The sequence below is a fragment of the Bradyrhizobium sp. SOJA106 genome (genome assembly GCF_059448745.1).
Genome location: NZ_CM182549.1, coordinates 6,162,375 through 6,183,973 on the forward strand (window position 1 = coordinate 6,162,375; position 21,599 = coordinate 6,183,973).

The window sequence follows — 21,599 nt, forward strand, 5'->3', positions numbered from 1 at the left end:
CCGGCCTCAGAGCGTGAGGTTCTCGGACGGTAGCCCGAGAGCCACGCGTCCATAGTTGGTTCCGGCCGCATCGAAGTTGAACGCAAGATGCGAGTTGATGGCGTGGGCGTCACGGAATTGCCGCTGCAACACGCCCGTGGTGAACAGGCCGCGGGCCCCGCTCGCCGCAAACAGCATCGAGACCGCCTCGGTGCACAGATTCACCGAAAAGGCTCCATCGCGTCGATACCTGGTCTTCGTCGCCATATCGGGGATATGACCGCGTCTCGCATTCTCCACGGCTTCGATACAGGCCGAACGCATGATCAGGCGAGCAGCATCGATCTTGGCTGAAGCCTCCGCGATCTTGATCTGGGTACTCTGGAAGTCGCTCAGCTTGGCGCGGTTGTAAGTCGAGATGCGATGACGCGCGACCTCCGCATAATCATCCAGGCACGCTTGCGCATTCCCAAGCGCGACGCCGGACAGGACGTACGGAAACAGCGAGAACACAGGCAGCGTATACGACGGATTGGGATTGACTGCGCTTCCGGGCGTCGGCCCGCCGGCAAGATCGCCGACGGCGACCGTCATGTAGTCGGGCACAAAGATATCTCTGACCTCGACGTCAGAGGACCCGGTGCCGCGCAATCCCGCGACATTCCAGGTGTCCAGCACCTTGTAGTCGCCTTTCGGCAGCAGAAAGATTCGATATTCGATGCCATCAGCCTCGTCATCGGAGTAGACGACGCTCGCGAGCATGTTCCACTCGCAGGAGGCAACGCCCGACGAGAATGGCCAGCTCCCGTGCAGCCGGTATCCATCCTCGACCCTCGTGGCGCGACCGGCCGGAAAAATGAACGAGGACGCAATCAGCGCATCCGGATCGCGCCCCCAGACCAGATCTTGAGCCTTCTGCTCGAACATGCCGAGCATCCAGTGATGGCTCGCCAGGTTGGCAAGATTCCAAGCAACAGACGCGTCCGCCCGGCCGAGCAGCTCCGCGCAATCGACGAGGGCGACGTAGTCGAGCTCGGCACCGCCAACGCGCTTGGGCTGAAGCATCCGGAACAGACCGGCGTCGTGGAGGTCTTTCTCGGTTTCCGGCGGAAGATGCCGAAGCTCCTCGGTCCGCGCCGCCCTCTCACGCAGCTGCGGCAGGAGCGCCCGGGCCTTCGCGATCATGGCCGCATAGGCGCTGGCTTCTGGCCTTGTCGGCTGACCCATGCTCGGCTCCTGGTCAGGCGCCATTCGTCTCCCCTGCTGTCGCATAGTTATGCGGCGGGAGCAGCGCCAAATCAAGCGGATGCGGCACCAGCGTGTCACGCCCTGCTCAAGGCGAACGAGCGGGTTCAGACCGATGGCGACGGCTTGGCTGATCCAAAGGCGCCCTTTTGTGCCAACTCCGAGATCCGACGTTGGTCGTATCCCAGCGTATCACGCAGGACGTTTTCGGTATGCTCGCCCAGCAAGGGTGCCGCCACAGGATCAATCGCGCCGGTCAAGCTCATATTGATCGGAGGCTCGATATTGGGGACCCATCCCGCCGTAGGATGTGGAATCCGGCTCAAGCGGTGGCGCTCCCGGGCCTCTGGCGCGTTGAATCCCTCCTCAACTGTGCGGAGATAGCCGACCGGAATATTGGCCAGCTTCATCTTCGCCATCCAGTTCTCGAGTGTATCGCCCGCAAACACTTCCGCGATGGCGGCCCGCAGCAGCTCCTTGTTCTCGGACCGCGCCTTGCGCGAGGCGAAGCGCGGATCGGTGATCAGATCGGGCCGGTTCAGCACCTCGACCACCAGGCGGCGATAGAGCCGGTCGTTAGCGCAGGCCATGTAGAGAGGGCCGTCGGAAGCCTCGTAGACCCCGACGGTGGGAGACCCGCTCGGAGAATTGCCGAACCGTCCGGGGTTCTCACCGTTGATGAGATAGGCCATGCCGTAGAAGCCGGTCATCCCCATTGCGATGTCAAACAGGGCCACCTCGACATGCTGCCCGCGGCCAAGCCTGTCCCGCGCCAGGAGTGCCAGCAGAATAGCGTTGCACGCGGACATCCCCGTCGCCATGTCCACGATGGGCGGGCCGGTTCGCACCGCTGGGCCATCGGCAAACCCGTTGAGCGACATGAAGCCGCTTTCCGCTTGCGTAATGGGATCGAAACCGGGACGCGAGGCGAATGGTCCGGTTCGCCCGTAAGCGGAGATCGAGCAATAGACGAGCCGCGGATTGAGCGGCGCGACAGCCTCGTAGTCAAGGCCGAACTTCTTCATGACGCCGCTGGAAAAGTTCTCCACGACCACATCCGCCTTGCGGATCAGATCCAGCGCGATCTCGCGCGCTTCGGGCACGGCGAGATCGAGCGCGATGCCGCGCTTGTTGCGGTTCAGGCTGAGATAGGCCGCACTTTCGCCGCCGATTTCGGCATGCTCATAGGCGCGCGTATCGTCGCCGCCGTCCGGATTCTCGATCTTGATGACGCGCGCGCCGAAATCGGCAAGCGTCTGCGTGCAGGCTGGCCCCGCCACGACGCGCGTGAAGTCGACGACCAGAAGACCGTCGAGCGCAGCCGGTCCGCCTGTCGCCCGCGACGGACGTTCCGGCAATTGAGGCTTGGTGGGCATCGACAGCGCTCCCTTGCATCGGCTTATGGTCGCCGAATTTCCTGCAGCACCAACTTAAAACCCGGCGGCAACGGCTTCGCAAGTGGTTCAGCCGCATCGTTTCAATACGCAAAAAGGGCGCGGCAGCCGCCAAGCTGCCGGGCCCTCATCAGTGTCGATAAGGCTGCCTTCCGCTTCACGGGAAACCCGCTCCCATTGTTCAGCGAAGCCATTTCCGCCAATAAAGACTTTGCGGAGCGGCCCAGGGTGCTTCGCATGTTTGGCGGAGGACGCGCGACCCAGGAGTGCCGCAGCCGATAGCCCACCCGGATGAAGTTATTCACAGAGACCGGATTGTCCGTCCTGTCGGAGGCGATATTGTTCCATCCCACACGCCGCCCTCTCGCCTCAATTGCGCGCGCCAGCCTGCACCGAATGCCGCGTCCCCAGCCGCTGCAACACGCCGACCCTGGACGAGCAACCTCCATCACGACCATATGTCGCAGTGCCGGCGAACGCGACCACCTCGCGACCATGATAGGCCAGCCACCAATCTCAGCTCGAATTGCCGCATAGCCGCGCCATTGAAGACGACGCCATCTGATCCAGATCGGCCAGGTGTCGGCAATCTCCTTATCGGACGCATCACTTGCCCAGCACGACTTTGACGCAAAGCCAGATGGCGCCCATCAGACCGGTGGCAATCCCCGTGATCACGGCCTTGAACGTGTAGCTCTGAGCCTGCTCTACGCCCTTTCTCCATCTCCGCAGCTGCTGAAAATCAACCCTCAGCTCCTTACGGTCGTCCACTTCGATTCCAAAAGAGGCCAGCAGCGACGCGACAGCCTTCAACACGATCGCATCGATGCTCTCCCGCTGAATGCTGTGCTGCTCAGCGAGCGTTTTGGCGACAATCGCTCGAATCTCGTCGACTTGAACCTTCACCGCTTGATGATCTTCGCAACATTCTCGAACCCGCGATTGGCGAAGAAGGACACCACGAGATTGGCCGCAATGGCGGCAAAGCCGACCAACGCGTCGGTCGTAATGAGGGCGAGAACCTTGTCCCAGGCAACGAGCTTGACCCCAAGCGCGATCGAGAATCGCGTTAGCGGCGGCGACGCGCGCCGGCGGCGTTGCGTTATCGCTGCGCATTATGCCGACGAGCACATGGATAGCCGTTCTGGTATAGCTGCGCGCGAGCGAGCGGATCTCAGTCAGGGTGCGCGCCCTCGACATCTTCCTGGTCGCCAGCAAGCGAACCGGCGCACGCTCGAGCTCGCATTCGATAATTTCCTCGTTCACGAGAACTCTCCTACAGCACGATTGCAACAGGGAGGCGAGCGCGCGCAATATTAGATAAGCGCTCATAATCTCTCCTTCATAAGAAGATGCGCGGCAGATCGCGTGACCAAGCGCGATCGTTTCAGGCGCGAACCCTGTCTCCGGCCTTGGAAAACGCAGCCGCACGAGCGAACAGGCCCAGCATCGCGAGGCCGGCACGTTCGCAGTGCACGGCCAGCACTGGTTAGGACGTCGCCATGCCGATCGCTCAACGCGGATAAGCGAGTGCGTGGCCGGGACGCGTGGGCCACCGTCCGATTCTGGAATCGAAAATGAAAAAGCCCGCCGCGGATTGTCCGCGCGGGCTGAACCAAACTCGTTCGATGATGCCAGTATGCCAGTGTTTTGCCCGGCGTGTCAAACGAACGAATTGGGGGAAGCGGCGTTAGCCAATCGAGGGCACCGCCAATGACAATCAAGACCCCACGCAAGACATCGCGAGATCTGCCGGGATGGAAGTCACGCCACGAAAAGAAGCGCGACACGCAAGAGGCGATCATCGGGGACGCCGGCGAGAGCGAGGACAACGGCCGCGATCTCCTGCACGGCGATGGCGGCACCGTCGCTGTTCCCACTAAGCCCGGCGATATGTCGCAGGACGATTAGGCGGACCGGGAACGTGTCAAAGCGGCGCGCCTTGACGTAAAGCCCCTCCTCCCAGCTCAACATGTGGTGTGCAAGGGGCTTGCTTCAAGTCCCCGCTCCTGCAGTAGAACCCGCCGGCTCAAGCACAAGCCGAGGGGGCACCACATGCCTGTAGTGATTCCGACATCCAGCTCGCGCGGCCGAGCCAGCGCAACGCGCGCGGCCAGGGACGGCCATGCGGTCGTCATCGCTGGCGGCGGCCCGACCGGGCTGATGCTCGCCGCGGAGCTCGCGCTCGCCGAGGTCGACGTTGCCATCGTCGAGCGGCGCGCGGGCCACGAGCTCGTCGGCACGCGCGCCGGCGGCCTGCACGCGCGCAGCATCGAGATCCTCGATCAGCGTGGCGTCGCGGACCGTTTCCTGCGCGAAGGACAGGTTGTCCAGCTCGCGGGCTTCGCCTGGACCCGGCTTGACATCAGCGACCTGCCGACCCGCCACCCTTACGGCCTTGCGCTGCGGCAGAGCCAGATCGAGCGCATTCTGGCCGGCTGGGTCGAGGAGCTCGCGGTGCCGATCTACCGAAGCACCGAGGTCACGGGCTTCTCGCAGGACGAGACCGGCGTCGAGGTGACCCTGTCCGGAGACAAGACGCTGCGGGCGGAGTATCTGGTCGGCTGCGACGGCGGCCGCAGCCTGGTGCGCAAGACGGCCGGCATTGACTTCGCCGGCTCCGATCCGACGCTGAGCAATCTCATGGCCGAGGTCGAGATGAGCGAAGAGCCCGCCTGGGGCCTGCGCCACGACGCGCTCGGCTTCCACGGCCTCAGCAAGGCGGAGAGCGGACGCGTGCTGGTCGTCCTCACCGAAACGAAGCTCGAGCGCACCGGCGAGCCTGGCCTGCGCGATCTCAGCGAGGCTCTCGTCGCCGTCTACGGCACCGATTTCGGCCTCAAAAATCCCGCTTGGATCTCCCGCTTCACCGATGCGGCGCGGCAGGCCGTCTCCTATCGCAAGGGACGTGTGCTGCTCGCCGGCGATGCCGCGCACATCCATCATTCCGTCGGCGGGCAAGGCCTCAACATCGGCGTGCAGGACGCGGTCAATCTCGGCTGGAAGCTGGCGCAGGTCGTCAAAGGCATCTCGCCGCAAAACCTGCTCGACACCTACCACGCCGAGCGTCATCCCGTCGCCGCGCGCGTGCTGCGCAATACCAGGGCGCAGATCGCCCTGCTCCGCTGCGCCGAGGACGGCCTCAACTCCGCGCGCGAAATCATGTCAGAGCTGCTTGCCATGGACGAGCCGCGAAAACGCTTCGGCGCAATGATGAGCGGGCTCGAGATCCGCTACGATCTCGGCGAAGGCCATCCGCTGCTTGGGCGCCGCATGCCTGACCTTGATTTGATGATCAATGGACAGCAACGGAGATTATTCACGCTGCTACGTAACGCGCGATTCATGCTGCTCAATCTCGGCGTTGCGAACCGCTTTGACACCACAGCCTGGTCGGATCGTATTAGGCTCATCGACGCCAGTTACGAAGGTCCTTGGGAACTCCCCGCTATCGGACAGGTCACCGCACCTCAAGCCGTGCTGGTGCGGCCCGATGGACACGTGGCATGGGTGGGCGATGAGAGCCGGCGCGGCCTGATGGACGCACTCACGACGTGGTTCGGTTCGGCCGCTATGGCGTAAGGCACTCGGCTCAACATCTAGACATTCGCGCGATCGCTGCCGACAGCCTCGTCGACTTTGGCGAGCTTCTCAGGTGGCGGCGGCCGGCACGCAGGAGAGGGCATCGCGTCCCCACTGAGGCCAAGCGCCAAATCCACATTCTGTTTTGTTTGCAGCGAGTTTGGCGAGCTTGGAGGCAATATCGGCGTTTTCACGGTCATCGCGGCACCTTTTCGAGAGACAGAACCGCTTGCGGGCCTTCCAGCGACGGGGCCTCAATGGATCGCATTGGTGAGTTGCGGGAAGGCGTTCCGGATGGATGATGACGCGCTCGATCAGGTGGATCTGTTCAAGCGGCTCCTGATCGGGTTGCCAATGGCTGGACCGGTTTGCCCCAGCCGCGATCTGAAGGGCATTGGCTGTGACCAGCCGCGCGAGTGCAGACCTAGTCTCCCTGAACATGATGACGGAAAGCCGTTGATGACAGCTTCGGACTTGGTTCTTGCCAGCAGCCGAACATCCAGCAGCGTCGGGATCTGGAAAGCTTCGGTTGTCGAGCCGATTCGTCCCAAAGCTCTGCCGGTCAACCTGACCTCAACGGAAAATGGGATATTGAGCTCAGCGCGCGTTGGCATGAGGCCAAGGCACTGCAAAGCACCTAGCCGGATGACTAGTTGAGCATCGTGGTGCGCGGAGCTGACCAGGAAGATATGGCTTAAGCGGCAACCCACTCCAGCCCGCCATAAGTCACTTCACAAACCTCATTCCGCACGGTCGTCGCCACCTGCCTCTCCGCCCTGCTGGTCTTCCATCCGCGGCGCATCCATCGTCTTGCGTCCCAGAAACGTATCGGGCGGCGGCTGCATCAGCACCTCGCGGCATTCGCGTACGAGTTGCCGCATGAATTCGGCCTGATCATGATCAATAGGCAATGGGCGATAGATCCGCATCACGCGCGCTCCCTGGCATTGCAGGCGGGAGCACGCTCGGTCTCTCAGCCACCGGCGCCCACGGACGAAGCCTTGGCCGGTGATGTCTTGCCAACGGCCCGAGGCCGCTATTGTTCAAAAGTGAACGCAAAGATCCGTCGCGGAGCGAAATGAGTAAATCGCTCAAACCTCTCAGACTTTGCCGAAAGATTCTTTGCAGGACGTATCAAATGATTAGGACTCGCGGCGCGTTGAAGGACTACGGTTGATCCATCAGCGCAAGGCTCGAGACATCGATCGGTGATGAGAACGCCAGTTGCGCTCCCGCCCTACTCGAAAGAGGGAGCACGCCATGCTGAAGCGGCGTCGATTCAAACAGACTAAGACACTCGACCAGCGGCTCGCCGAAGAGGTAAAGCGTCTGCGCGACCAGGCGCGCGCACTGCCGCCCGGCCGTAGCCGCGAGATGCTGCTGCGCAAGGCGCGGCAGGACGAGACGGCAATCCAGATCGAGGCCTGGCTTCGCTCACCGGGCCTGAGGGCTCCGACATGACGCAGCAATACCGCGCTTATCTCGTCGGCGAGAACGGTGTTTTCCGCTCCGCCGAAGCATTCGAGGCCCCGTCGGACGAGAAGGCGCTGGCCTTCGCGCGGCAGTTCACCCGACAAGGCAATGTCGAGGTCTGGCAGCTCGGCCGCAAGATCGCCCTGCTCAAGGCGACGTCCGATGCCGCTCCGCCACGCATCATCAATCCGTCACGCCCGTCCTGAATCCTCTTCTTTCGGAAAAGGCTCATAAGTCTTGCGGCCGAGGAAGGTGTCTGGCCTCGGCTCCTTCAGCACACTGGCCGCTTGCGCCGTCATCTCCCGGAGGCGGGCATTCTGCTCGTTGATGTGGGCAGCCGCCTCGTGCACGCTGTCGATGAGTGATCTGACGGTCATGGCCGGACTCCCTTCGCTGGCAGGCGGGAGCGCGATCGGTCTCTCAGCCACCGGCGCCTACGGGCAGAGCCTCGGCCGGTGATAATAACAGCATATGCCTTTCGACGAAAAGTTGTAGCGGCATTTTACCTCCAGATGCGTTTGCCGCACGCGCAGCGGCGGCGGAGGTGCACCACTGAATCTACGCGCTTTTCGCCCTCATCTGTCATTGTCATGCGCAGAAGAATGCAGCCTTCGAAGGGGCGTTCCTGCTCCGGGGTTACTCGGGAGCAATTCGGTTTCGGACCCGCTTTCGGACCGAGCTTCCGAGTTGGGCCAGACTTCGGGCCAGATCTGGGGTACGGGCGCGGCCAGCAGCGCCTCCGCGGACGCGATCATCTCGATGGAGCGTTGCAGCATCCGGAGCGTGACCTCGTTCCCGGTGCGGATGCGACTAATACGCTTCTGAACAACGATCTCCAGCCATTCCCGGTCATTCGGCAACATGGCGACTGCTCGCGGACAGAACCGGCAACTTAACTCATGTTAAGCTGATTGGTTCCTGCCAGTGAAGTCGCCGACGGCGATGCGAGCGCGGCAAGATCGGCAGCCGCGTTCGCCTCATTCCTCAGCCAGCTTGCGCTCGATGTAGGCATCCACCGTCTTGGCGAACGAGCGCTGCACGCCGATCGCAACGCCGTACTGATCGAGCGGGTCGCGCTGGATCACGCGCAGGCCGCGCCCGCGGGTGCTGAGCGGCGCGACGTTCAGATATTGGTCGATGGCGCCTTTGGCGAGCGGGATAGCCCTCGGATCGCCCCTTGCGATCAGCAGGCGCAAGAGGCTCTGGCACTCGGCAAGCCCAGGTATGGTGTCGTTCACCCTTGCCGCGATTTCGGCTTCGGCTTCTTTACGGGCTGGGTATGGGTGCCGAACAATGCCAGCAGAAACGCAACTTCTTCCTTCGAACCGATCTGGATCATGACCGTCTCCTTTGTCGCTCCGTTGGTCGGTGCCGGGAGCGAAGGAGTTCAGGACGATCTGGTTTCAGGACTGTTTCAGGCGTGCTTCGTCAGGATCTTGCGCCTGCGCGTGGGTGGCCTCAGCTCCGGTCGTCGCGGCGGGCCTTGCTCTCGGCGCGGGACATTGCGCTTTCGAGGATCGCGAAGCGAAGGGCCTCGATCTGCTCGGCATATTCGCGGTCGAGGCGCATTTTGTCCTCGCGCAGCCTGCGATTTTCCTCGATGACAAGAGCGGCGCGTCTGTGCAGCGAATCCGGCATGAGGCAGATATGCCAAGCCAGGGAAATCTCCGCCTTCACATGCGTTAAGTGAAGTGTCTCACGCCCGTAGCCCGGAGGGACAATGCTTCAGGCGCGCTCCGTCGTCTGGGCCACTGGCCTTCTGCTGCAATACCACGCAGCAAGGCCCGCAACCGCGCCGGCGGCGGCGTAGAGCATCCGGTCCCGGTCGAAGGGGCTGACGAGATAATTCCCGGACCAGCCCAGCGCCGCACCGATGCGACGAAGAGAGGCACGACAAGCTCCAGTCGCGCCTTGCGCACGCCGCACATCAACAGTCCGGCCGAAACGGCGGTGAACATGGCGATGAAAGCGAAGTGAACGACGCCGACAAAGAGCCCGGCGAATAGCAAGGCGAGCGTCAATCCCTTCGCCACCGCCGACACCAGTCCGCACACAAAGAGGACCGCCGTTGCCGCCGCGCAACCCGCGAACCAGCCCTTGATGTCTGCCGGGATCTCCGCGCCCCGTTCGGTCATGACCGCCATCCTGATACCGTCACCTTGCCGCTGGTTTGCCAGAAGGATCAAACTTTAATTCAAATGCAACGATGCGGATTCGGCGGAATGCAATGTCTTCGCGCCATGCTGGGACATGTCGGGCGAGATGATGGCGCCCGTGCTTCAATCGGGCTGGAGACATTGCCGATGTATTACGTCGCCGCTGCATTGCTGGTGCTGTCGGGACTGTTCTACTCCGCGAGCCATCACGAGCTCGGCCAGTTCGGCGCAAACATGTGCAGCTATGGCAGCGCGTTCTGCGAGAACCCGCTGATCGTCTTTTCCGGCGCGGCGCTCGCCGCGGCCTGGGGCATGTTCGTGAGCGTCAAATAGATTGCAAGGGGTCGCGTACGCGCATCTGCGGCGATCGAATTCCGCCGGCGGATGCGGTCGAGCCCGCTGCCAAGTGACCGCGCTTCGAGAGCTTTCGGGATGATGCCAATCTACAGGTGTTTTGCCCGACGGGTCAAGCAAATTTAGCATAATCAGAAATGCGCGACGGCAGCGAGCCGCAAGCCCAGGGAACTTTCGTTCCCTCCTTTGCATTTGTCAGGGAGACGCCGCACCGACCGACCCGAGCCCTTCGCCATGACTGACAGCGCCCTCACGCCGACGAAATCGGAGCCCACTCTGCTGCAGCGGCTGGGGCCGGGCCTCGTCACCGGGGCGGCGGACGACGATCCGTCGGGCATTGCCACCTATTCGCAGGCCGGCGCGCAATTCGGTTATGGACTGCTCTGGACGGTGTTTCTGACGACGCCGTTCATGATCGCGATCCAGCTCGTCAGTGCGCAGATCGGGCGCGTCACCGGTAAGGGGCTTGCCGCCAACGTCATGCGGATCGCGCCGCGCTGGGCGGTGCTGGCGCTGGTGGCCATGCTCGTTGCCGCCAACACGTTCAACATCGCCGCCGACATCGCCGCGATGGCCGAGGCGCTCTCGCTCGTCATCGGTGGCCTCAACCACGAGCACGCGCTGATCTTCGCGGCCGGCTCGACCCTGCTCCAGGTGTTCCTGCCCTATCGCCGCTATTCGCCGGTGCTGAAATTCTTAACCTTGGCGCTGTTCGCCTATGTCGCAACTGCCTTCACCGTGAAGATCCCATGGAGCACGGCGCTGCTGGCCGCGGTGTGGCCGAAGGCGAATGTCAGCGCCGACTATTTCATGATGGTGGTCGCTGTGCTCGGCACCACCATCAGCCCTTACCTATTCTTCTGGCAGGCCTCCCAGGAGGTGGAGGAAATGAATTGCGGCAAGCCCGACAAGCCGCTGCGCGAGCTGAAGCACGGCGGCAAACCGGAGCTTGCGCGTATCAGGACTGACACCATCTCCGGCATGCTGCTCTCCAACGGCATCGCCTTCTTCATCATCCTGACCACGGCGTCAGTCCTACATGCCAACGGCGTCACCAACATCAACTCGGCGACCCAGGCGGCCGAAGCGCTGCGGCCGCTCGCCGGTGATTTCACCTTCGCCCTGTTCGCAACCGGCATCATCGGCACCGGCCTGCTCGCGATCCCGGTGCTGGCGGGCTCGGCGGCTTACGGCGTTGCGGAGATCTTCGGCTGGCGCGCCACGCTGGAAGCAAAGCCCGACGAGGCGGTCGGGTTCTACACCATCATCGCCGCCGCGACCGCGATCGGCTTCGGCCTTGGCTTCACCGGGATCGATTCCATCCACATGCTGGTCTGGAGCGCGGTGCTCAACGGCGTCGTCGCGGTGCCGATCATGGTGATGATGATGCTGATCGTCTCGAGCCGCGCGGTCATGGGCCGCTTCCGGGCGCGGTCATGGCTGATCGCGCTGGGCTGGCTCGGCACAGGGCTGATGGCATTGGCCGTGCTCGCGCTGCTCGGGTCGTCCTTGATCGGCTGACCACGGCGCGATGAGATCGGGATGAATCGAGATCGCGCTTTAGGTTGATGTTTGCGCATGATCTTTTTGGAGAATCGCTTCGCACTTTTCCGGATCACGCTTCAAAGCGGCGACAATGCCGCCGAGATCTGCGAGGCGATGATGAAGGCCGCGAACACGGCCGGCACGGCGATGAACCGCAGGAGCTGATCAATCGAAAGCATTGCCGTCGTCCCCCAAAGACAAAGCGCCCTCGCCCGCCGCGTCCCCTCGGGCGTCACGGCGATCCGTGGTTAGAGTAACAATCGCGGCTGGGGTGGGGCTTGCGACCGGGCCTGGAGCGAATTCGACGAAGGCTTTGGCTCGACGACGCCGCGGCCCCAAGTCCGCCCGCGCGAGCTACGGCGCCACGGGATTGACGGTCGGCGATGTCTTCGGCCCCGGCCGCGCCGGTTCGAGCGGCGATTTCGGTTCGGTCGGAAGCACCGAGGCGCCCGCGGCACGCGCAGCCTCGCCCGTGGTTGCGTACATCGCGACATGGGCCGGCTGAGTCTTGGCGCGGCTCCAGGGACCGTGGTCGACGATCAACATTGCAGCGATCGTCAAGCCGGCCACGATCAGCGCAATCACACCAGGATGGCGAAGCGCCGAGGACATGGAGTTTGCGAAACGATCCGTTGCCATCGGAACACCCGCTGGTTTCCTCTCGCAGGTTAATTCAAATTGGTCAGGTGAGTTCCCCCTCGCATTGGCAGCTCCGAGCTGCTGCGCGGAACTTGATCGGTCCCACGGGTTCACTTCTTCACATCCGGGCGTGCATCGCCGACGAACTTGTCCCGGTTCGGCATTCTGATGGCCGCCGGCGATTTGGCGTCAAGGATCGCGTCGCCTGAACAAGCGCGTTGAGGTTCAGGACATAGGCCGAAAGCGCATAGACATCATCGTCGCTCAGCGATTGCGGCGCATTCTGCGGCATCGCGGGGCGGATGTAGTCGAACAGCGTCGGCGCAGAGGGCCAGTAGCTGCCAACGGTTCGGACCGGCTTTGCAGTTCCGATCGTGCCCGTCGGCCGGCGAGCCGGTCACCAAGGCGCCCTCGCCTTTGTCGCAGTGACACGACGCACATTGCTGGGCGTACACCTACGCCCATGCGCGACCGAGCCGCTTCCCTTCGGCAGATTGCTGCCGTCGCGGCCGATGTCGATGTTCCAGCCTGCGATCGCGGTGGTCGTTGCCGGCCCCGTAGCCGGGGTTGCCGGAGCATTCGAGGAACTGGATGCGCCACTCCGATGGAAATCGTCTGAGATCGTCCATCGTGAACATCAGCGGCCGTTCGACGAGCCCGCGCAGGATCAGCCTGTGCGGCGCCGGATCGATGGTGGGGACGCCGCCGTGATGCCGCTCGTAGAACAGCCCGTTCGGCGTGATGATGCCGTCGAGCTCCTGCAGGGGCGTACGACTGGACGCAGAGATGTACTGCTCGAGAGTCTTCGAGATGTTTTTGACCACGCCTTTCTCGAACGGCGAGGGCGCGCCGTAAGGCTGGCTTCCCGTGGGGTCGCCCGGCGCCTTCATCCACTCAGGAAGGTTTGGCGGAAGATTGTCCGTCTCTGCGGCAGCAGCAGCGCCCGCGCCGAGAACGCCACCTCCGATCGCTGCCGAGCCGGCGGTCAGGAGACGGCGACGCGTGATGGCACGGGATCGTCGTCGGAATGCGTCGTACTGGTCATTGCGGGCCCTCGGCTGGCGCTGAGCCCGCATCAAACAGTCCGACTGCGGCATTTGCAATTCGCAGCCGTTTGAAGAGCAGGCGATTTCGATCGGAGCTGATCTAAATCCACCGGCCGCAGGAGCAGTTCCTTTCCTTGCGGCGCACAAGCACGAGTGGCGCCGGGTCACTCCCCCGGTGCAATCGCATTGCTCGGCGTCGGCCGATCGGTGATCTGCTGGCCGAACAAGCTGCCAATCAGCTCGACCGCGGTGCGCGCGGTCCGGCCACGCTCGTCGAGGAATGGGTTGAGCTCGACGATGTCGACCGATCCGACCGCTCCGGAATCGTGCAACAGCTCCATGATCAGATGCGCTTCGCGATAGGTCGCACCGCCCGGCACGGTGGTGCCGACACCCGGCGCTACGCAGGGGTCGAGGAAATCGACGTCGAAGCTGACATGGAGCACGCCATTGCTCGTCTTGACCCGCTCGATGACGCGTCGGATCAGCACGGCGACGCCGAACTCGTCGATTTGGCGCATGTCGACGATCCTGATGCGTCGCGCGCGCATCAATTCCTTTTCGAGCTTGTCGATCGAGCGCGCGCCGAACAGATCGAGCCTGTCGGGATCGATCGAGGCGCGCGGATCGTCGCCCAAGAGGCGGTCAAGGCCCGGCTCGCCGCAGAGGAATGCCGCCGACATGCCGTGCATGTTGGCAGTGATCGTCGTCTCCGGCGTGTTGTAGTCGGCATGCGCATCGAGCCAGAGCACGAACAGCTCGCGCCCGCGCTCCTGCCAGTGACGCGCCATCGCGTTGACCGAGCCCATCGACAAGGTGTGATCGCCGCCAAGGAAGATCGGCAACGCACCGGTTCGCGCGATCTCGTAGCCTCTGCGGCTCAGCACGCGCGTCCAGCGCTGGATCTCGCGGTAGTGATTCGCCTTCTCGGGCGGCCTGTCGGCGAGGTCGGAGATCTCGGCGACCGAGAGATCGCCGTAGTCGACGACGTCGAAGTCGAGACTTTCGAGCAGCGTCGCAAGGCCGGCCGTGCGCAACGCCGCCGGGCCCATCAAGGTGCCGCGCTGCGAGGCTCCCATGTCGATGGGCGCGCCGAGCAAGGCGATGCGCCGGGCTCGATCCATGGTCCGGTCGGTCACGGCAATCTCCCGGGTTCAGCGAGGCTGCACCAACCTAACAGAGATTCGCACCCGGCGTTTCCCGGGGATTTCGCAACGAGATATGCCTCCGGCCGGAACTAATTCCCGTGCGGCGCATTTCCACTGCAGGCCGGCACCCGCCGTTTAAAACCGGCGCCTGTCGCGGATAGCCAAAGGTCTTCGGGCCCGCTGTTCCAAAACGAGCGCTCGCGCGGATAGCCAAAGGTGCCGGCCTCAATCTTTCGATCAGGTTCGGAGATCGCGCGCTTGAGCACGGAAATACCGCAGCCCAGTCCTCAGCCCGGCATGGCCGAACGCGCCATCGACGTCGCAACCGACGTCTCGCAAACCATCGGCGAGGTCGCAGGTGGCCTGCACGCCGCCGTCGATCGTCTCACCCATGCAATCGATGAGGCGCGAAAGCCCGGCCGACCGCTCGCAACCATCGCGGCGATTACCCGCGAAGCGCCGTTGGCCAGCCTGTTCGTCGCCTTCCTGTTTGGCGTGGCGGTCGCCCGCCGGCGCTAGCGGCCGAGGCGTTTCAGGCGGCACTGACGACGTCGAGTTCAGCCGAGAGAAATTGTGTCTCGAACGCCGCGGCCGGCATCGACCGCCGAAGAAATAGCCCTGCCCTTCCTCGCATCCCATGCTGACCAGGAAGTCGGCCGCGGCGCGGTTCTCGATGCCTTCAGCGACGACCGTCAATCCGAGCTGCTTGCTAAGACCAATCGTCGATCCGACGATCGCAGCGTCGTCGGAATCGGCGAGCAGGTCGAGCACGAAGGACGGTCTATCTTGAGGCCGTCCAGCGAAACTTCTTCAGATAGCTCAGACTAGCGTAGCCGTACCGAAATCGTCGAACAAGATGCGCACCCCGAGCTGCTGAAGCGCTTGAACATGTCGATCACGCGGGCCTCGTCATGGAGCAGGATGTCTCCGGTGACCTCGAGTTCGAGCAGCGAGGGCGTGAGGCCCGTCGCTTCGAGCAGGTTCGCGACCGAATGTGCAGCGCATTCCGGCTCTGCCCCGAACGCGGCAAGGGCGGCTGCCTCGAGCGGTATGAACCGTCGCCGCCGCATGCCTTGATGCGGCCCTTTTGCGGCGCTTCTCACAGGCTTGCCTAAATTTAATCCCGTAACCTGCTCACGATCGCTCGATCCGGGGGGTCCCAATGACCATGTTCAGCCGAAAGTGATCGGGGACGGGACAATGAAGAGGGTGTTTGCAATCCTGGCGTTTCTTTGCGCCCTCGCCATCGGCCAATATTTCGTGGTCAGCCGGTTCGCGATCCGCCACGAGACTTTGGCCTTGTTCGACGCCTCCCGCCAGCGGCCGATCTCGGTCGAGATCGCTGTGCGGCGCGATTACGAAAACAAGGCCAATCTCGGCCTCTGGAAGCTCCCGCTTGCCATCATCAGCAACGGCAACACCGTCAAGGCCACCGAGTATTCCTTCCTTGCCAACGTGCTCGCCGCGCGCGGCTATCTCGTTGCCAGCATCCAGCAGGACCTGCCGAGCGACCCCCCGCTGATGACCCATGTCGGCCAGCAATATGTCGGGCGGCGCGAGGTCTATATGCGCTGCGAGGCCAACATCCTCTTCATGCTGGGCGAGCTGAAGCGGCGGCAGGAGAACGTCGACTACGACCACATCACCCTCGTCGGGCATTCCAACGGCGGCGACGTCTCCATGTATGTCGCCCACCAGCATCCGGAGCTGGTGTCGAAAGTGATCACACTCGACAATTTGCGGGTGCCCTTCGTGCTCAGCGACAATTTGAAGATATTGTCGTTCCGCTCCAAGGATCCGCACTTCCAGACCGATCCCGGCGTGCTGCCGACGCCGGAAGAGGCGAAGGCGCGCGGCATCGACATCGTCCATACCGGCGCACAGCACACCGAGATGAGCGATCGCGGCCCCGACACGGTCAAGGAGAAGATCCAGGCGACGCTCGACCGCTTCCTGCGCGACAGCGCCAGCAGCGCGCTCGCGCCGGCCGACACAAGAAGCCCGATGATCATGAATCCGGGCGACTATTAGCCGGAAATCCTTTGCGGCAGATCAAGGCCGGCCACGGCCGGCCACGCTAGGAAGGGCCTCATCATCCCGGAGAGGCACGTGTCGCACTCCATCGAAAGCCTTGATACGAAAAGCTTAGGTCTGCCCGCGACACGGACGCCGGTCTTCGCGCGGCATCTCTATCGCTCCGTCCGCAAGCTGCTGCGATCAATCATCGCTCGCATCGATCTCTCGCAATTTCCGGGGTCGTGCTGCGGCTGAGCGCGGCCGCAAGCCATGCATGGGGGTTACTGGGTGCGCCAGCATTTGAGACGAAGCTGCCTGATGCTTGTCATGGCCTCGAGCCTCGGTGCGTGCTCTGCCCTCGCCGCCGACGCCAGTCACGGCGCCGAGCTCGCCAAACGCTGGTGTGCGAGCTGCCACGTCGTGGGGAACGGGCAGGCCCAGGCTAGCGCCGACGTTCCCACCTTTGCGTCGGTTGCGCGCAGGCCGGACTTCAGTCCTGAGAGGCTCGCCTTCTTCCTCCTCGACCCGCATCCCAAGATGCCGAACTTTCCCTTGAGCAGGACCGAGGCCGGCGACATCGCGGCCTATATCGCATCACTGCGCCAGTAGCACACTGCGTAAGCGCGACGCATCCCACGAAATGCAAATCCCTGCCGGAGGACCGACAGGGATCAGCAGAAAGGATGACGGACGGCGAATGAGCCCATTCGGTGGCCCGTCATGGACCTGCATCAGCATCGAAATGCGGATCGCCGCGTCAGGCAAGACCAATTTGTGGGCACGCCCTGCGCGAGCAGGGAATCAGGACTTGCCCTTGTTGCCCGGTTGCATGAAGCTGCCGGTCATCTGGCGCATGTGATCTCCGGCGCTGGTGAACTGGCTGCGCAGGAAGTCGGACTGGATTCGCATGGCTTCCTGAAGGTCGGTGGCATGGACGAGCTTGCGCGCATGCTCGAAGGCCGACTTCATGTTCTGCTCGGTGAAGGCGAGCGCCTGCTTCGAGACTTCGGTGCCCGCGCCGGGAACCGACGTCATTGATTTGGTGGCAGCTTCAAAAAACATGCCGAAGGCCTTTTCGGCCTGGTCAATCGTCTTCTCGGCCAGGTCGCGCAGTTCGGCCGGAACTTCGAGCTTCGGTTCGATCATGGTCGCACTCCTCCCTTTTTCTTAGCTAGTTACCACACTTGCCGGATCGGCTGCCAGCGGCCAGGCCGGGGACAAACGACGCCCGGCGGTCCGGCTCCCGGCAGAAAACGAAGGACAAGGCGTAAGGCCGGCGCGCCGCCAGGCTCAGGACAGGGGGTGTTCGGGCAGGGTTTCTTCGGTGGCGAGGTCTTCGACGAGCTTGATGACCTCGAAGCGCTGTCGAGGCGCGAGCTTCAGAAACGCGCGGAGCAGGCGCAGGCTTTCGACGGTGCCGCTTGCAGGGGCGCCGAGCTTGAGGTGCAGTTCAGCCGCGAAATTGAGGTTTTTCATCTCGCACCTATGACAAGCATCGGCATTCGTGATCCAATATCGAGGCCCCAGTCTAGAACCGAACGCCATGAGCGGATGTCATGGTGACGATCAGTTCGCGGCCGGGTGGCCCCGGCGGGGTAACACGCTGAACGACGTATCCGCACGGTCGAGCTCAACCGAGCAGGTTGCAATTATGTCAAGGAACAACCCATCCGGCAAGTCCAGCCATCGGCAGAGCGATGCTTCGTCCGCATCGGACCACGGCAATTCCGGATAACAGGAATATCGATCCTCGTCACCCACCTGCGTCAAGAAGCAGCATCAATCAGGCACACAGTCTCGATCGGTGTCAATTGGCACAGCGTTTCTGATGTGAACGGGGATGAGCGAGGTCGGACTAAAGTTTCTTCAGAGTGTACACGTAATTGTTGAGTCCGACTTCGGCGGTTGTATCGTCAACGGAATGAACGTCGATCTCACAGAGCTGCATCTCGTCGAATGCAGTCTGGAAGATCATATCGTGGGTGTAGCAGGTTACCTTGTACCGCGGCTTCGCACAGGCAAAGGGACGGGGCCCCGATCTCTCTTTCGCCTTCAAGCCAACCGCCTTGCCCATCAGCCGCGTCCGCTCGGTGTCGTCGGGCTTGCGGTGTGGATCGGACCAAGGGCGAGCGGCGCCGTCGTGATTGTCCAGCTGCTCACCGCCCGTGAACCGCCATTCAGGATCGCGCGACAAAGCGGTTGCGAAACGGCCACGCAGATCACGGGCGCCATGGGCCGATGGACTGAAATCGATTTGGGCGCGCCTCAGCACCAAAGGACGACGGCATGCTTTCTCGCTGCGATCTCATCAAGGGCGCCGCGGTCGCGCTTTTCACCCTCTTGATACAAGGCGCGTGGGCGCAGGAGACCAGGATCAACCTGTTCAAGATCATCACCATCAAGGACGAGATCGTCATCGGATTGTCGGCGGAGGAGCTGCAAGCGCTCGGCGGCAATGATGCGAGCGCGGTTGCGCATGCGCTGGCGCAGAAGCGCGATCTCACCGTCTGGCAATACAACGTGCATCGCGGCCCGAGCGGCGAATTGCAGCAGGCGCCGACCGCCAAGATCGGGCTCCTGGCCAACGCCTCGCTCCGCGTCGAACCCTACACGACGCCTTACCAGATCGTGCCACACCCGTAAGCGACGGACCGGCACGCCTACGGCCGAAGACCGCAGGCGTGGCGTGATCATTTGCGGCGGTCTGCACGCTTCGTCCCCGCTTCCGTCGCAAAGCCGTAGATCAGAGCCAGCCGGTCCAGGCATTCGCGAAAGCGGCGCGCAAAATAGTCGTTCCAGCGCTGCGTACGGACGGCGCGACGCTCTCCGATCTGGTTCATGGTCAGGCCCAGCACCAGCACGTCGTGCACCAGCGCCGCGCCGTCGGTGCCGAGCTCGCGCTCAACCCGGTTCAGCCGCAGCACCGCCTGGCACTGGCTCTCGGTGAGGGGCTCGCGCGTGCTAGTGCCGTCGACATATTCGCGCGTCGTATCCACCGCCTGAGGCCCCCGCTCCGCCCTCTCCCAATCGTTCTGAAAGGCGCGTCCGCCGCGGTATTGCGCCTCGTCGATCTGATGGTGCGAGTGCAGCCGGCCAAGTGGATCGCTGCGGACCGAGCGGATGGCCATGATCTTCTCGCCGGGGTCGAGCGCGAATGGATTGTCGATCTCGACCTCGGCCACGTCGGCATTGAACGGCATGTCGCGCGAGCGCCGGTCATGGATCCCGGTCAATTTGTAGGATTTGTTGCGTCGGGCACGTACCACTCGGATGCTCCTTGCAAGATTGACGATTGGACCGGCGGGTGGCCGCCGCTTCAGGCGGCGAAAACCAGCCTCAGCACGGCGGCACCGGCTGCACGGGCGGGCCCGGCTCCGGACCGGCGCGTCAGGCGCGCATGCGGCGTGCAATAGCTGGAGCCTGGCTGGCGCGGATGTCCGCAGAAGGTGATCTCCTCCCCGTCCTTGTCGCCGCCATAGGGATAGCGGCAATCGCCGGACGCGAGTTCGGCGAAGGAGATCAGGCGCGGCCGGACACCGATGCAGCGCAGCTTGACCGGCGCGGCCGGCTTCATTGCGGATTTCGCCGGCAGAATCAGGTTCGGCAACGGGCGACGTGCCGAAACCAGACAGGTCTCGCCTGGCAAGGACGGCACGATCGGCGGACTGGTCACCCGTGCCGCGCCGGCAAGTCCGAGCCGCTTGACCCGGCCGGCCACGGCGTTGCGCGTGTAAGCCGTTCCAAACCTTGCGTTAATCTGTCTCCCGATCTCCGCATAGGATAGTCCCTTGAGAAAATAGTCGCGAAGCGCGTCGGAGTGCTCCGACGGCCAATGACCCGGTTCCATGCTGCTGTCCTGTGATGCGCCTTGTCCGGTCGAACGACCGGAAGCGGCACACACATTCCGGTATTCCGAAGAGAGAGTCAAGGGACAATTCTGATATTCATAATTGCATTTATTCCGAATTCCGGACTACAACAGGACAGTCGATGGGCAATCGAGGGAATCACCATGTTGGACGTTGCGATGATCGAGCGGGGGCTGGAGAAGACGGGCAAGAGCAAGGGCGGCCTGGCGGCGGCAATGGGCGTGCGGCCTGGCGCTGTGTCGGAGATCCTCGGCGGCGAGCGCCTGGTGAAGGCCTCCGAAATCATTCCGATCATGGAATATCTCGAGCTCAACCTCGCGCCGATCATGGGCCGCGTCGGCGCCGGCGCGGTGATCGAGCCGGACTATGAACAGGTTCCGCCCGAAGGGCTCGGCGACATCACGCTGCCCTTCCCCATCATGGAAGAGACGATCGCGTTCGAGATCGTGGGCGATTCGATGCTGCCCAAATACGAGAACGGTGACGTGATCGTGGTCTACAAGGACCAGCGCCATCCGCTGTCGAGCTTCTACGGCGAAGAAGCCGTGGTCCGGCTCAAGACCGGGGAACGCTATTTGAAGACCATCGAGCGGGGCAAATCGCCTTCGGTCGTCAATCTGACCAGCTTCAATGCCAAACCGATCGTCGGCGTGAAGCTCGACTGGGTGGGAGAAATCTGCCTCTCCATGCCCAAGGGCCAGCTCGAGCGGCTCCGCGCCAAATCGGCCCGCCCCCGCAAGAAAGGCAAGTAGGGCAGCCTATTTCTGATTTTTAGAAATAGCGCTTGACTTTATTCTGTTTTTCCGAAACACTCTGCCGCGCATCCGACAAGGAGCGCGGCAGGATGGCTTTATGCAGTATTTCGTCGTGATGATCGACTACGGAGGGCGCGGCCGCGAGGCGATCGTCGACCCCGAAATCACGCGGCGCGAGATCATCTCGCGCGTCGTCTCGGGTGAATACCAGAACATCTCGTTCATCCACGAGATCGAGGCGAACTCGGTCGAGGACGTCACCGAGGCCATTCTGACCGAGGCCGCCCTCCCCCGATCCCGCCCGAAGATGTCGATGTCCAGGCGAGCCGGCTCGATCGCGCCTGCGACCTGCGCAAGCACGAGCGGACGTGACGCAGGGATAGCGAGCCTGCGCCAGC

The 21,599-nt window shown here is 63.0% G+C and carries 27 protein-coding genes and 4 pseudogenes; 12 read left to right on the forward strand and 19 right to left on the reverse strand.

The features are described from left to right. Nucleotides 1–6: 6 nt before the first annotated feature. The 3 genes from AC5V87_RS28995 to AC5V87_RS29005 form a co-directional block, all read right to left on the reverse strand. Nucleotides 7–1,206 carry an acyl-CoA dehydrogenase family protein gene (locus tag AC5V87_RS28995; protein WP_456836997.1) on the reverse strand — a complete coding sequence of 400 codons (1,200 nt, stop codon included), beginning with the start codon at nt 1,204–1,206 and terminating at the stop codon, nt 7–9. A 125-nt stretch (nt 1,207–1,331) separates the two neighbouring features. Next, nucleotides 1,332–2,600, reverse strand: coding sequence for a CaiB/BaiF CoA transferase family protein (locus AC5V87_RS29000; RefSeq protein WP_456836996.1), 1,269 nt, complete (start codon nt 2,598–2,600; stop codon nt 1,332–1,334). 624 nt (nt 2,601–3,224) lie between these two features. Beyond that, nucleotides 3,225–3,524, reverse strand: a complete 300-nt coding sequence (locus AC5V87_RS29005; RefSeq protein WP_495371966.1) for a hypothetical protein — start codon at nt 3,522–3,524, stop codon at nt 3,225–3,227. Nucleotides 3,525–4,331: 807 nt separating this feature from the next. Between AC5V87_RS29005 and AC5V87_RS29010 the strand changes: the two genes are divergently transcribed. Both AC5V87_RS29010 and AC5V87_RS29015 read left to right on the forward strand, forming a co-directional pair. Beyond that, nucleotides 4,332–4,529 carry a hypothetical protein gene (locus tag AC5V87_RS29010; protein WP_495368525.1) on the forward strand — a complete coding sequence of 66 codons (198 nt, stop codon included), beginning with the start codon at nt 4,332–4,334 and terminating at the stop codon, nt 4,527–4,529. Between the two features lie 144 nt (nt 4,530–4,673). Beyond that, nucleotides 4,674–6,200, forward strand: coding sequence for an FAD-dependent monooxygenase (locus AC5V87_RS29015; RefSeq protein WP_456843266.1), 1,527 nt, complete (start codon nt 4,674–4,676; stop codon nt 6,198–6,200). A gap of 740 nt (nt 6,201–6,940) precedes the next feature. On the opposite strand, the gene AC5V87_RS29020 is transcribed toward AC5V87_RS29015, so the two are convergent. Next, nucleotides 6,941–7,129: a hypothetical protein gene (locus tag AC5V87_RS29020; RefSeq protein ID WP_456836994.1), complete on the reverse strand. Its 189-nt coding sequence runs from the start codon at nt 7,127–7,129 to the stop codon at nt 6,941–6,943. 331 nt (nt 7,130–7,460) lie between these two features. Between AC5V87_RS29020 and AC5V87_RS29025 the strand changes: the two genes are divergently transcribed. Then, nucleotides 7,461–7,661 (forward strand): hypothetical protein, encoded by a 201-nt coding sequence (locus AC5V87_RS29025; protein ID WP_456836993.1) that lies wholly within the window; start codon nt 7,461–7,463, stop codon nt 7,659–7,661. After that, nucleotides 7,658–7,879 carry a hypothetical protein gene (locus tag AC5V87_RS29030; protein ID WP_456836992.1) on the forward strand — a complete coding sequence of 74 codons (222 nt, stop codon included), beginning with the start codon at nt 7,658–7,660 and terminating at the stop codon, nt 7,877–7,879. Before AC5V87_RS29025 ends, AC5V87_RS29030 begins: the two co-directional genes overlap by 4 nt. On the opposite strand, the gene AC5V87_RS29035 is transcribed toward AC5V87_RS29030, so the two are convergent. The 5 genes from AC5V87_RS29035 to AC5V87_RS29055 all read right to left on the reverse strand — a co-directional run bounded on the left by AC5V87_RS29035 (nt 7,865) and on the right by AC5V87_RS29055 (nt 9,808). Next, on the reverse strand, nt 7,865–8,050 hold the full coding sequence (locus AC5V87_RS29035; RefSeq protein WP_456836991.1) for a hypothetical protein: 186 nt from the start codon (nt 8,048–8,050) through the stop codon (nt 7,865–7,867). The genes AC5V87_RS29030 and AC5V87_RS29035 overlap by 15 nt on opposite strands. Before the next feature lie 198 nt (nt 8,051–8,248). After that, nucleotides 8,249–8,536 carry a hypothetical protein gene (locus AC5V87_RS29040; protein ID WP_495368527.1) on the reverse strand — a complete coding sequence of 96 codons (288 nt, stop codon included), beginning with the start codon at nt 8,534–8,536 and terminating at the stop codon, nt 8,249–8,251. A gap of 114 nt (nt 8,537–8,650) precedes the next feature. Then, entirely contained in the window at nt 8,651–8,899 is a 249-nt protein-coding gene (locus AC5V87_RS29045; protein ID WP_456843265.1) for a hypothetical protein, read from the reverse strand. Nucleotides 8,900–9,131: 232 nt separating this feature from the next. Further along, nucleotides 9,132–9,350 carry a hypothetical protein gene (locus AC5V87_RS29050; RefSeq protein WP_456836990.1) on the reverse strand — a complete coding sequence of 73 codons (219 nt, stop codon included), beginning with the start codon at nt 9,348–9,350 and terminating at the stop codon, nt 9,132–9,134. A gap of 5 nt (nt 9,351–9,355) precedes the next feature. Continuing rightward, nucleotides 9,356–9,808 carry a hypothetical protein gene (locus AC5V87_RS29055; RefSeq protein ID WP_456836989.1) on the reverse strand — a complete coding sequence of 151 codons (453 nt, stop codon included), beginning with the start codon at nt 9,806–9,808 and terminating at the stop codon, nt 9,356–9,358. A gap of 168 nt (nt 9,809–9,976) precedes the next feature. Here AC5V87_RS29055 and AC5V87_RS29060 point away from each other — a divergent pair, with 168 nt between their 5' ends. Beyond that, complete coding sequence (locus AC5V87_RS29060; RefSeq protein ID WP_027562464.1) at nt 9,977–10,162, forward strand: hypothetical protein; 186 nt, start codon at nt 9,977–9,979, stop codon at nt 10,160–10,162. 255 nt (nt 10,163–10,417) lie between these two features. Continuing rightward, nucleotides 10,418–11,704, forward strand: coding sequence for an NRAMP family divalent metal transporter (locus tag AC5V87_RS29065; protein ID WP_456836988.1), 1,287 nt, complete (start codon nt 10,418–10,420; stop codon nt 11,702–11,704). Nucleotides 11,705–12,082: 378 nt separating this feature from the next. On the opposite strand, the gene AC5V87_RS29070 is transcribed toward AC5V87_RS29065, so the two are convergent. The 4 genes and pseudogenes from AC5V87_RS29070 to rocF all read right to left on the reverse strand — a co-directional run bounded on the left by AC5V87_RS29070 (nt 12,083) and on the right by rocF (nt 14,552). Further along, nucleotides 12,083–12,367 carry a hypothetical protein gene (locus tag AC5V87_RS29070; RefSeq protein WP_456836987.1) on the reverse strand — a complete coding sequence of 95 codons (285 nt, stop codon included), beginning with the start codon at nt 12,365–12,367 and terminating at the stop codon, nt 12,083–12,085. Nucleotides 12,368–12,477: 110 nt separating this feature from the next. Beyond that, a pseudogene (locus tag AC5V87_RS29075) lies at nt 12,478–12,989 on the reverse strand (c-type cytochrome). Further along, nucleotides 12,925–13,412 (reverse strand): annotated as a pseudogene (locus tag AC5V87_RS29080) (molybdopterin-dependent oxidoreductase); the annotation flags it as partial. The pseudogenes AC5V87_RS29075 and AC5V87_RS29080, both read right to left, overlap by 65 nt. A gap of 165 nt (nt 13,413–13,577) precedes the next feature. Further along, nucleotides 13,578–14,552, reverse strand: coding sequence for an arginase (gene rocF, locus AC5V87_RS29085; protein WP_456836986.1), 975 nt, complete (start codon nt 14,550–14,552; stop codon nt 13,578–13,580). A gap of 267 nt (nt 14,553–14,819) precedes the next feature. Between rocF and AC5V87_RS29090 the strand changes: the two genes are divergently transcribed. Further along, complete coding sequence (locus AC5V87_RS29090; protein WP_456836985.1) at nt 14,820–15,080, forward strand: hypothetical protein; 261 nt, start codon at nt 14,820–14,822, stop codon at nt 15,078–15,080. A 13-nt stretch (nt 15,081–15,093) separates the two neighbouring features. Here AC5V87_RS29090 and AC5V87_RS29095 read toward each other — a convergent pair. Then, nucleotides 15,094–15,559 (reverse strand): annotated as a pseudogene (locus AC5V87_RS29095) (EAL domain-containing protein); the annotation flags it as partial. Between the two features lie 202 nt (nt 15,560–15,761). On the opposite strand from AC5V87_RS29095, the gene AC5V87_RS29100 reads away from it, so the two are divergent. Beyond that, complete coding sequence (locus AC5V87_RS29100) at nt 15,762–16,592, forward strand: alpha/beta fold hydrolase (RefSeq protein WP_456836984.1); 831 nt, start codon at nt 15,762–15,764, stop codon at nt 16,590–16,592. A 273-nt stretch (nt 16,593–16,865) separates the two neighbouring features. After that, nucleotides 16,866–17,186 (forward strand): c-type cytochrome, encoded by a 321-nt coding sequence (locus tag AC5V87_RS29105; RefSeq protein WP_456836983.1) that lies wholly within the window; start codon nt 16,866–16,868, stop codon nt 17,184–17,186. Nucleotides 17,187–17,378: 192 nt separating this feature from the next. On the opposite strand, the gene AC5V87_RS29110 is transcribed toward AC5V87_RS29105, so the two are convergent. From AC5V87_RS29110 to AC5V87_RS29120, 3 genes are all read right to left on the reverse strand, one after another. Continuing rightward, the gene (locus AC5V87_RS29110; protein ID WP_456836982.1) at nt 17,379–17,723 is read right to left on the reverse strand and encodes a phasin; all 345 of its coding nucleotides are present in this window, start codon (nt 17,721–17,723) and stop codon (nt 17,379–17,381) included. A gap of 144 nt (nt 17,724–17,867) precedes the next feature. Next, on the reverse strand, nt 17,868–18,053 hold the full coding sequence (locus AC5V87_RS29115) for a hypothetical protein (RefSeq protein ID WP_007612798.1): 186 nt from the start codon (nt 18,051–18,053) through the stop codon (nt 17,868–17,870). 379 nt (nt 18,054–18,432) lie between these two features. Continuing rightward, nucleotides 18,433–18,849: a hypothetical protein gene (locus AC5V87_RS29120; protein WP_495368529.1), complete on the reverse strand. Its 417-nt coding sequence runs from the start codon at nt 18,847–18,849 to the stop codon at nt 18,433–18,435. Between the two features lie 14 nt (nt 18,850–18,863). Here AC5V87_RS29120 and AC5V87_RS29125 point away from each other — a divergent pair, with 14 nt between their 5' ends. Next, entirely contained in the window at nt 18,864–19,220 is a 357-nt protein-coding gene (locus AC5V87_RS29125) for a hypothetical protein (RefSeq protein ID WP_456836981.1), read from the forward strand. Between the two features lie 47 nt (nt 19,221–19,267). On the opposite strand, the gene AC5V87_RS29130 is transcribed toward AC5V87_RS29125, so the two are convergent. Then, nucleotides 19,268–19,843, reverse strand: a complete 576-nt coding sequence (locus AC5V87_RS29130) for a hypothetical protein (protein ID WP_456836980.1) — start codon at nt 19,841–19,843, stop codon at nt 19,268–19,270. 50 nt (nt 19,844–19,893) lie between these two features. After that, a complete protein-coding gene (locus tag AC5V87_RS29135) occupies nt 19,894–20,424 on the reverse strand; it encodes a GcrA family cell cycle regulator (protein WP_456836979.1) in 531 nt (176 codons plus the stop codon). A gap of 165 nt (nt 20,425–20,589) precedes the next feature. On the opposite strand from AC5V87_RS29135, the gene AC5V87_RS29140 reads away from it, so the two are divergent. Both AC5V87_RS29140 and AC5V87_RS29145 read left to right on the forward strand, forming a co-directional pair. Next, nucleotides 20,590–21,198 carry a S24 family peptidase gene (locus tag AC5V87_RS29140; RefSeq protein ID WP_456836978.1) on the forward strand — a complete coding sequence of 203 codons (609 nt, stop codon included), beginning with the start codon at nt 20,590–20,592 and terminating at the stop codon, nt 21,196–21,198. 100 nt (nt 21,199–21,298) lie between these two features. Continuing rightward, a pseudogene (locus AC5V87_RS29145) lies at nt 21,299–21,573 on the forward strand (hypothetical protein). The last annotated feature ends 26 nt before the right edge of the window (nt 21,574–21,599 follow it).

What these genes read in the sequence shown, in the direction of transcription:
- AC5V87_RS28995 (WP_456836997.1), bottom strand. Translation starts at nt 1,206, where the DNA reads ATGGGTCAGCCGACAAGGCCAGAAGCCAGCGCCTATGCGGCCATGATC.
- AC5V87_RS29000 (WP_456836996.1), bottom strand. Translation starts at nt 2,600, where the DNA reads ATGCCCACCAAGCCTCAATTGCCGGAACGTCCGTCGCGGGCGACAGGC.
- AC5V87_RS29010 (WP_495368525.1), top strand. Translation starts at nt 4,332, where the DNA reads ATGACAATCAAGACCCCACGCAAGACATCGCGAGATCTGCCGGGATGG.
- AC5V87_RS29015 (WP_456843266.1), top strand. Translation starts at nt 4,674, where the DNA reads ATGCCTGTAGTGATTCCGACATCCAGCTCGCGCGGCCGAGCCAGCGCA.
- AC5V87_RS29020 (WP_456836994.1), bottom strand. Translation starts at nt 7,129, where the DNA reads ATGCGGATCTATCGCCCATTGCCTATTGATCATGATCAGGCCGAATTC.
- AC5V87_RS29025 (WP_456836993.1), top strand. Translation starts at nt 7,461, where the DNA reads ATGCTGAAGCGGCGTCGATTCAAACAGACTAAGACACTCGACCAGCGG.
- AC5V87_RS29030 (WP_456836992.1), top strand. Translation starts at nt 7,658, where the DNA reads ATGACGCAGCAATACCGCGCTTATCTCGTCGGCGAGAACGGTGTTTTC.
- AC5V87_RS29035 (WP_456836991.1), bottom strand. Translation starts at nt 8,050, where the DNA reads ATGACCGTCAGATCACTCATCGACAGCGTGCACGAGGCGGCTGCCCAC.
- AC5V87_RS29040 (WP_495368527.1), bottom strand. Translation starts at nt 8,536, where the DNA reads ATGTTGCCGAATGACCGGGAATGGCTGGAGATCGTTGTTCAGAAGCGT.
- AC5V87_RS29055 (WP_456836989.1), bottom strand. Translation starts at nt 9,808, where the DNA reads ATGACCGAACGGGGCGCGGAGATCCCGGCAGACATCAAGGGCTGGTTC.
- AC5V87_RS29060 (WP_027562464.1), top strand. Translation starts at nt 9,977, where the DNA reads ATGTATTACGTCGCCGCTGCATTGCTGGTGCTGTCGGGACTGTTCTAC.
- AC5V87_RS29065 (WP_456836988.1), top strand. Translation starts at nt 10,418, where the DNA reads ATGACTGACAGCGCCCTCACGCCGACGAAATCGGAGCCCACTCTGCTG.
- AC5V87_RS29070 (WP_456836987.1), bottom strand. Translation starts at nt 12,367, where the DNA reads ATGGCAACGGATCGTTTCGCAAACTCCATGTCCTCGGCGCTTCGCCAT.
- AC5V87_RS29100 (WP_456836984.1), top strand. Translation starts at nt 15,762, where the DNA reads ATGAAGAGGGTGTTTGCAATCCTGGCGTTTCTTTGCGCCCTCGCCATC.
- AC5V87_RS29110 (WP_456836982.1), bottom strand. Translation starts at nt 17,723, where the DNA reads ATGATCGAACCGAAGCTCGAAGTTCCGGCCGAACTGCGCGACCTGGCC.
- AC5V87_RS29115 (WP_007612798.1), bottom strand. Translation starts at nt 18,053, where the DNA reads ATGAAAAACCTCAATTTCGCGGCTGAACTGCACCTCAAGCTCGGCGCC.
- AC5V87_RS29125 (WP_456836981.1), top strand. Translation starts at nt 18,864, where the DNA reads ATGCTTTCTCGCTGCGATCTCATCAAGGGCGCCGCGGTCGCGCTTTTC.
- AC5V87_RS29135 (WP_456836979.1), bottom strand. Translation starts at nt 20,424, where the DNA reads ATGGAACCGGGTCATTGGCCGTCGGAGCACTCCGACGCGCTTCGCGAC.
- AC5V87_RS29140 (WP_456836978.1), top strand. Translation starts at nt 20,590, where the DNA reads ATGTTGGACGTTGCGATGATCGAGCGGGGGCTGGAGAAGACGGGCAAG.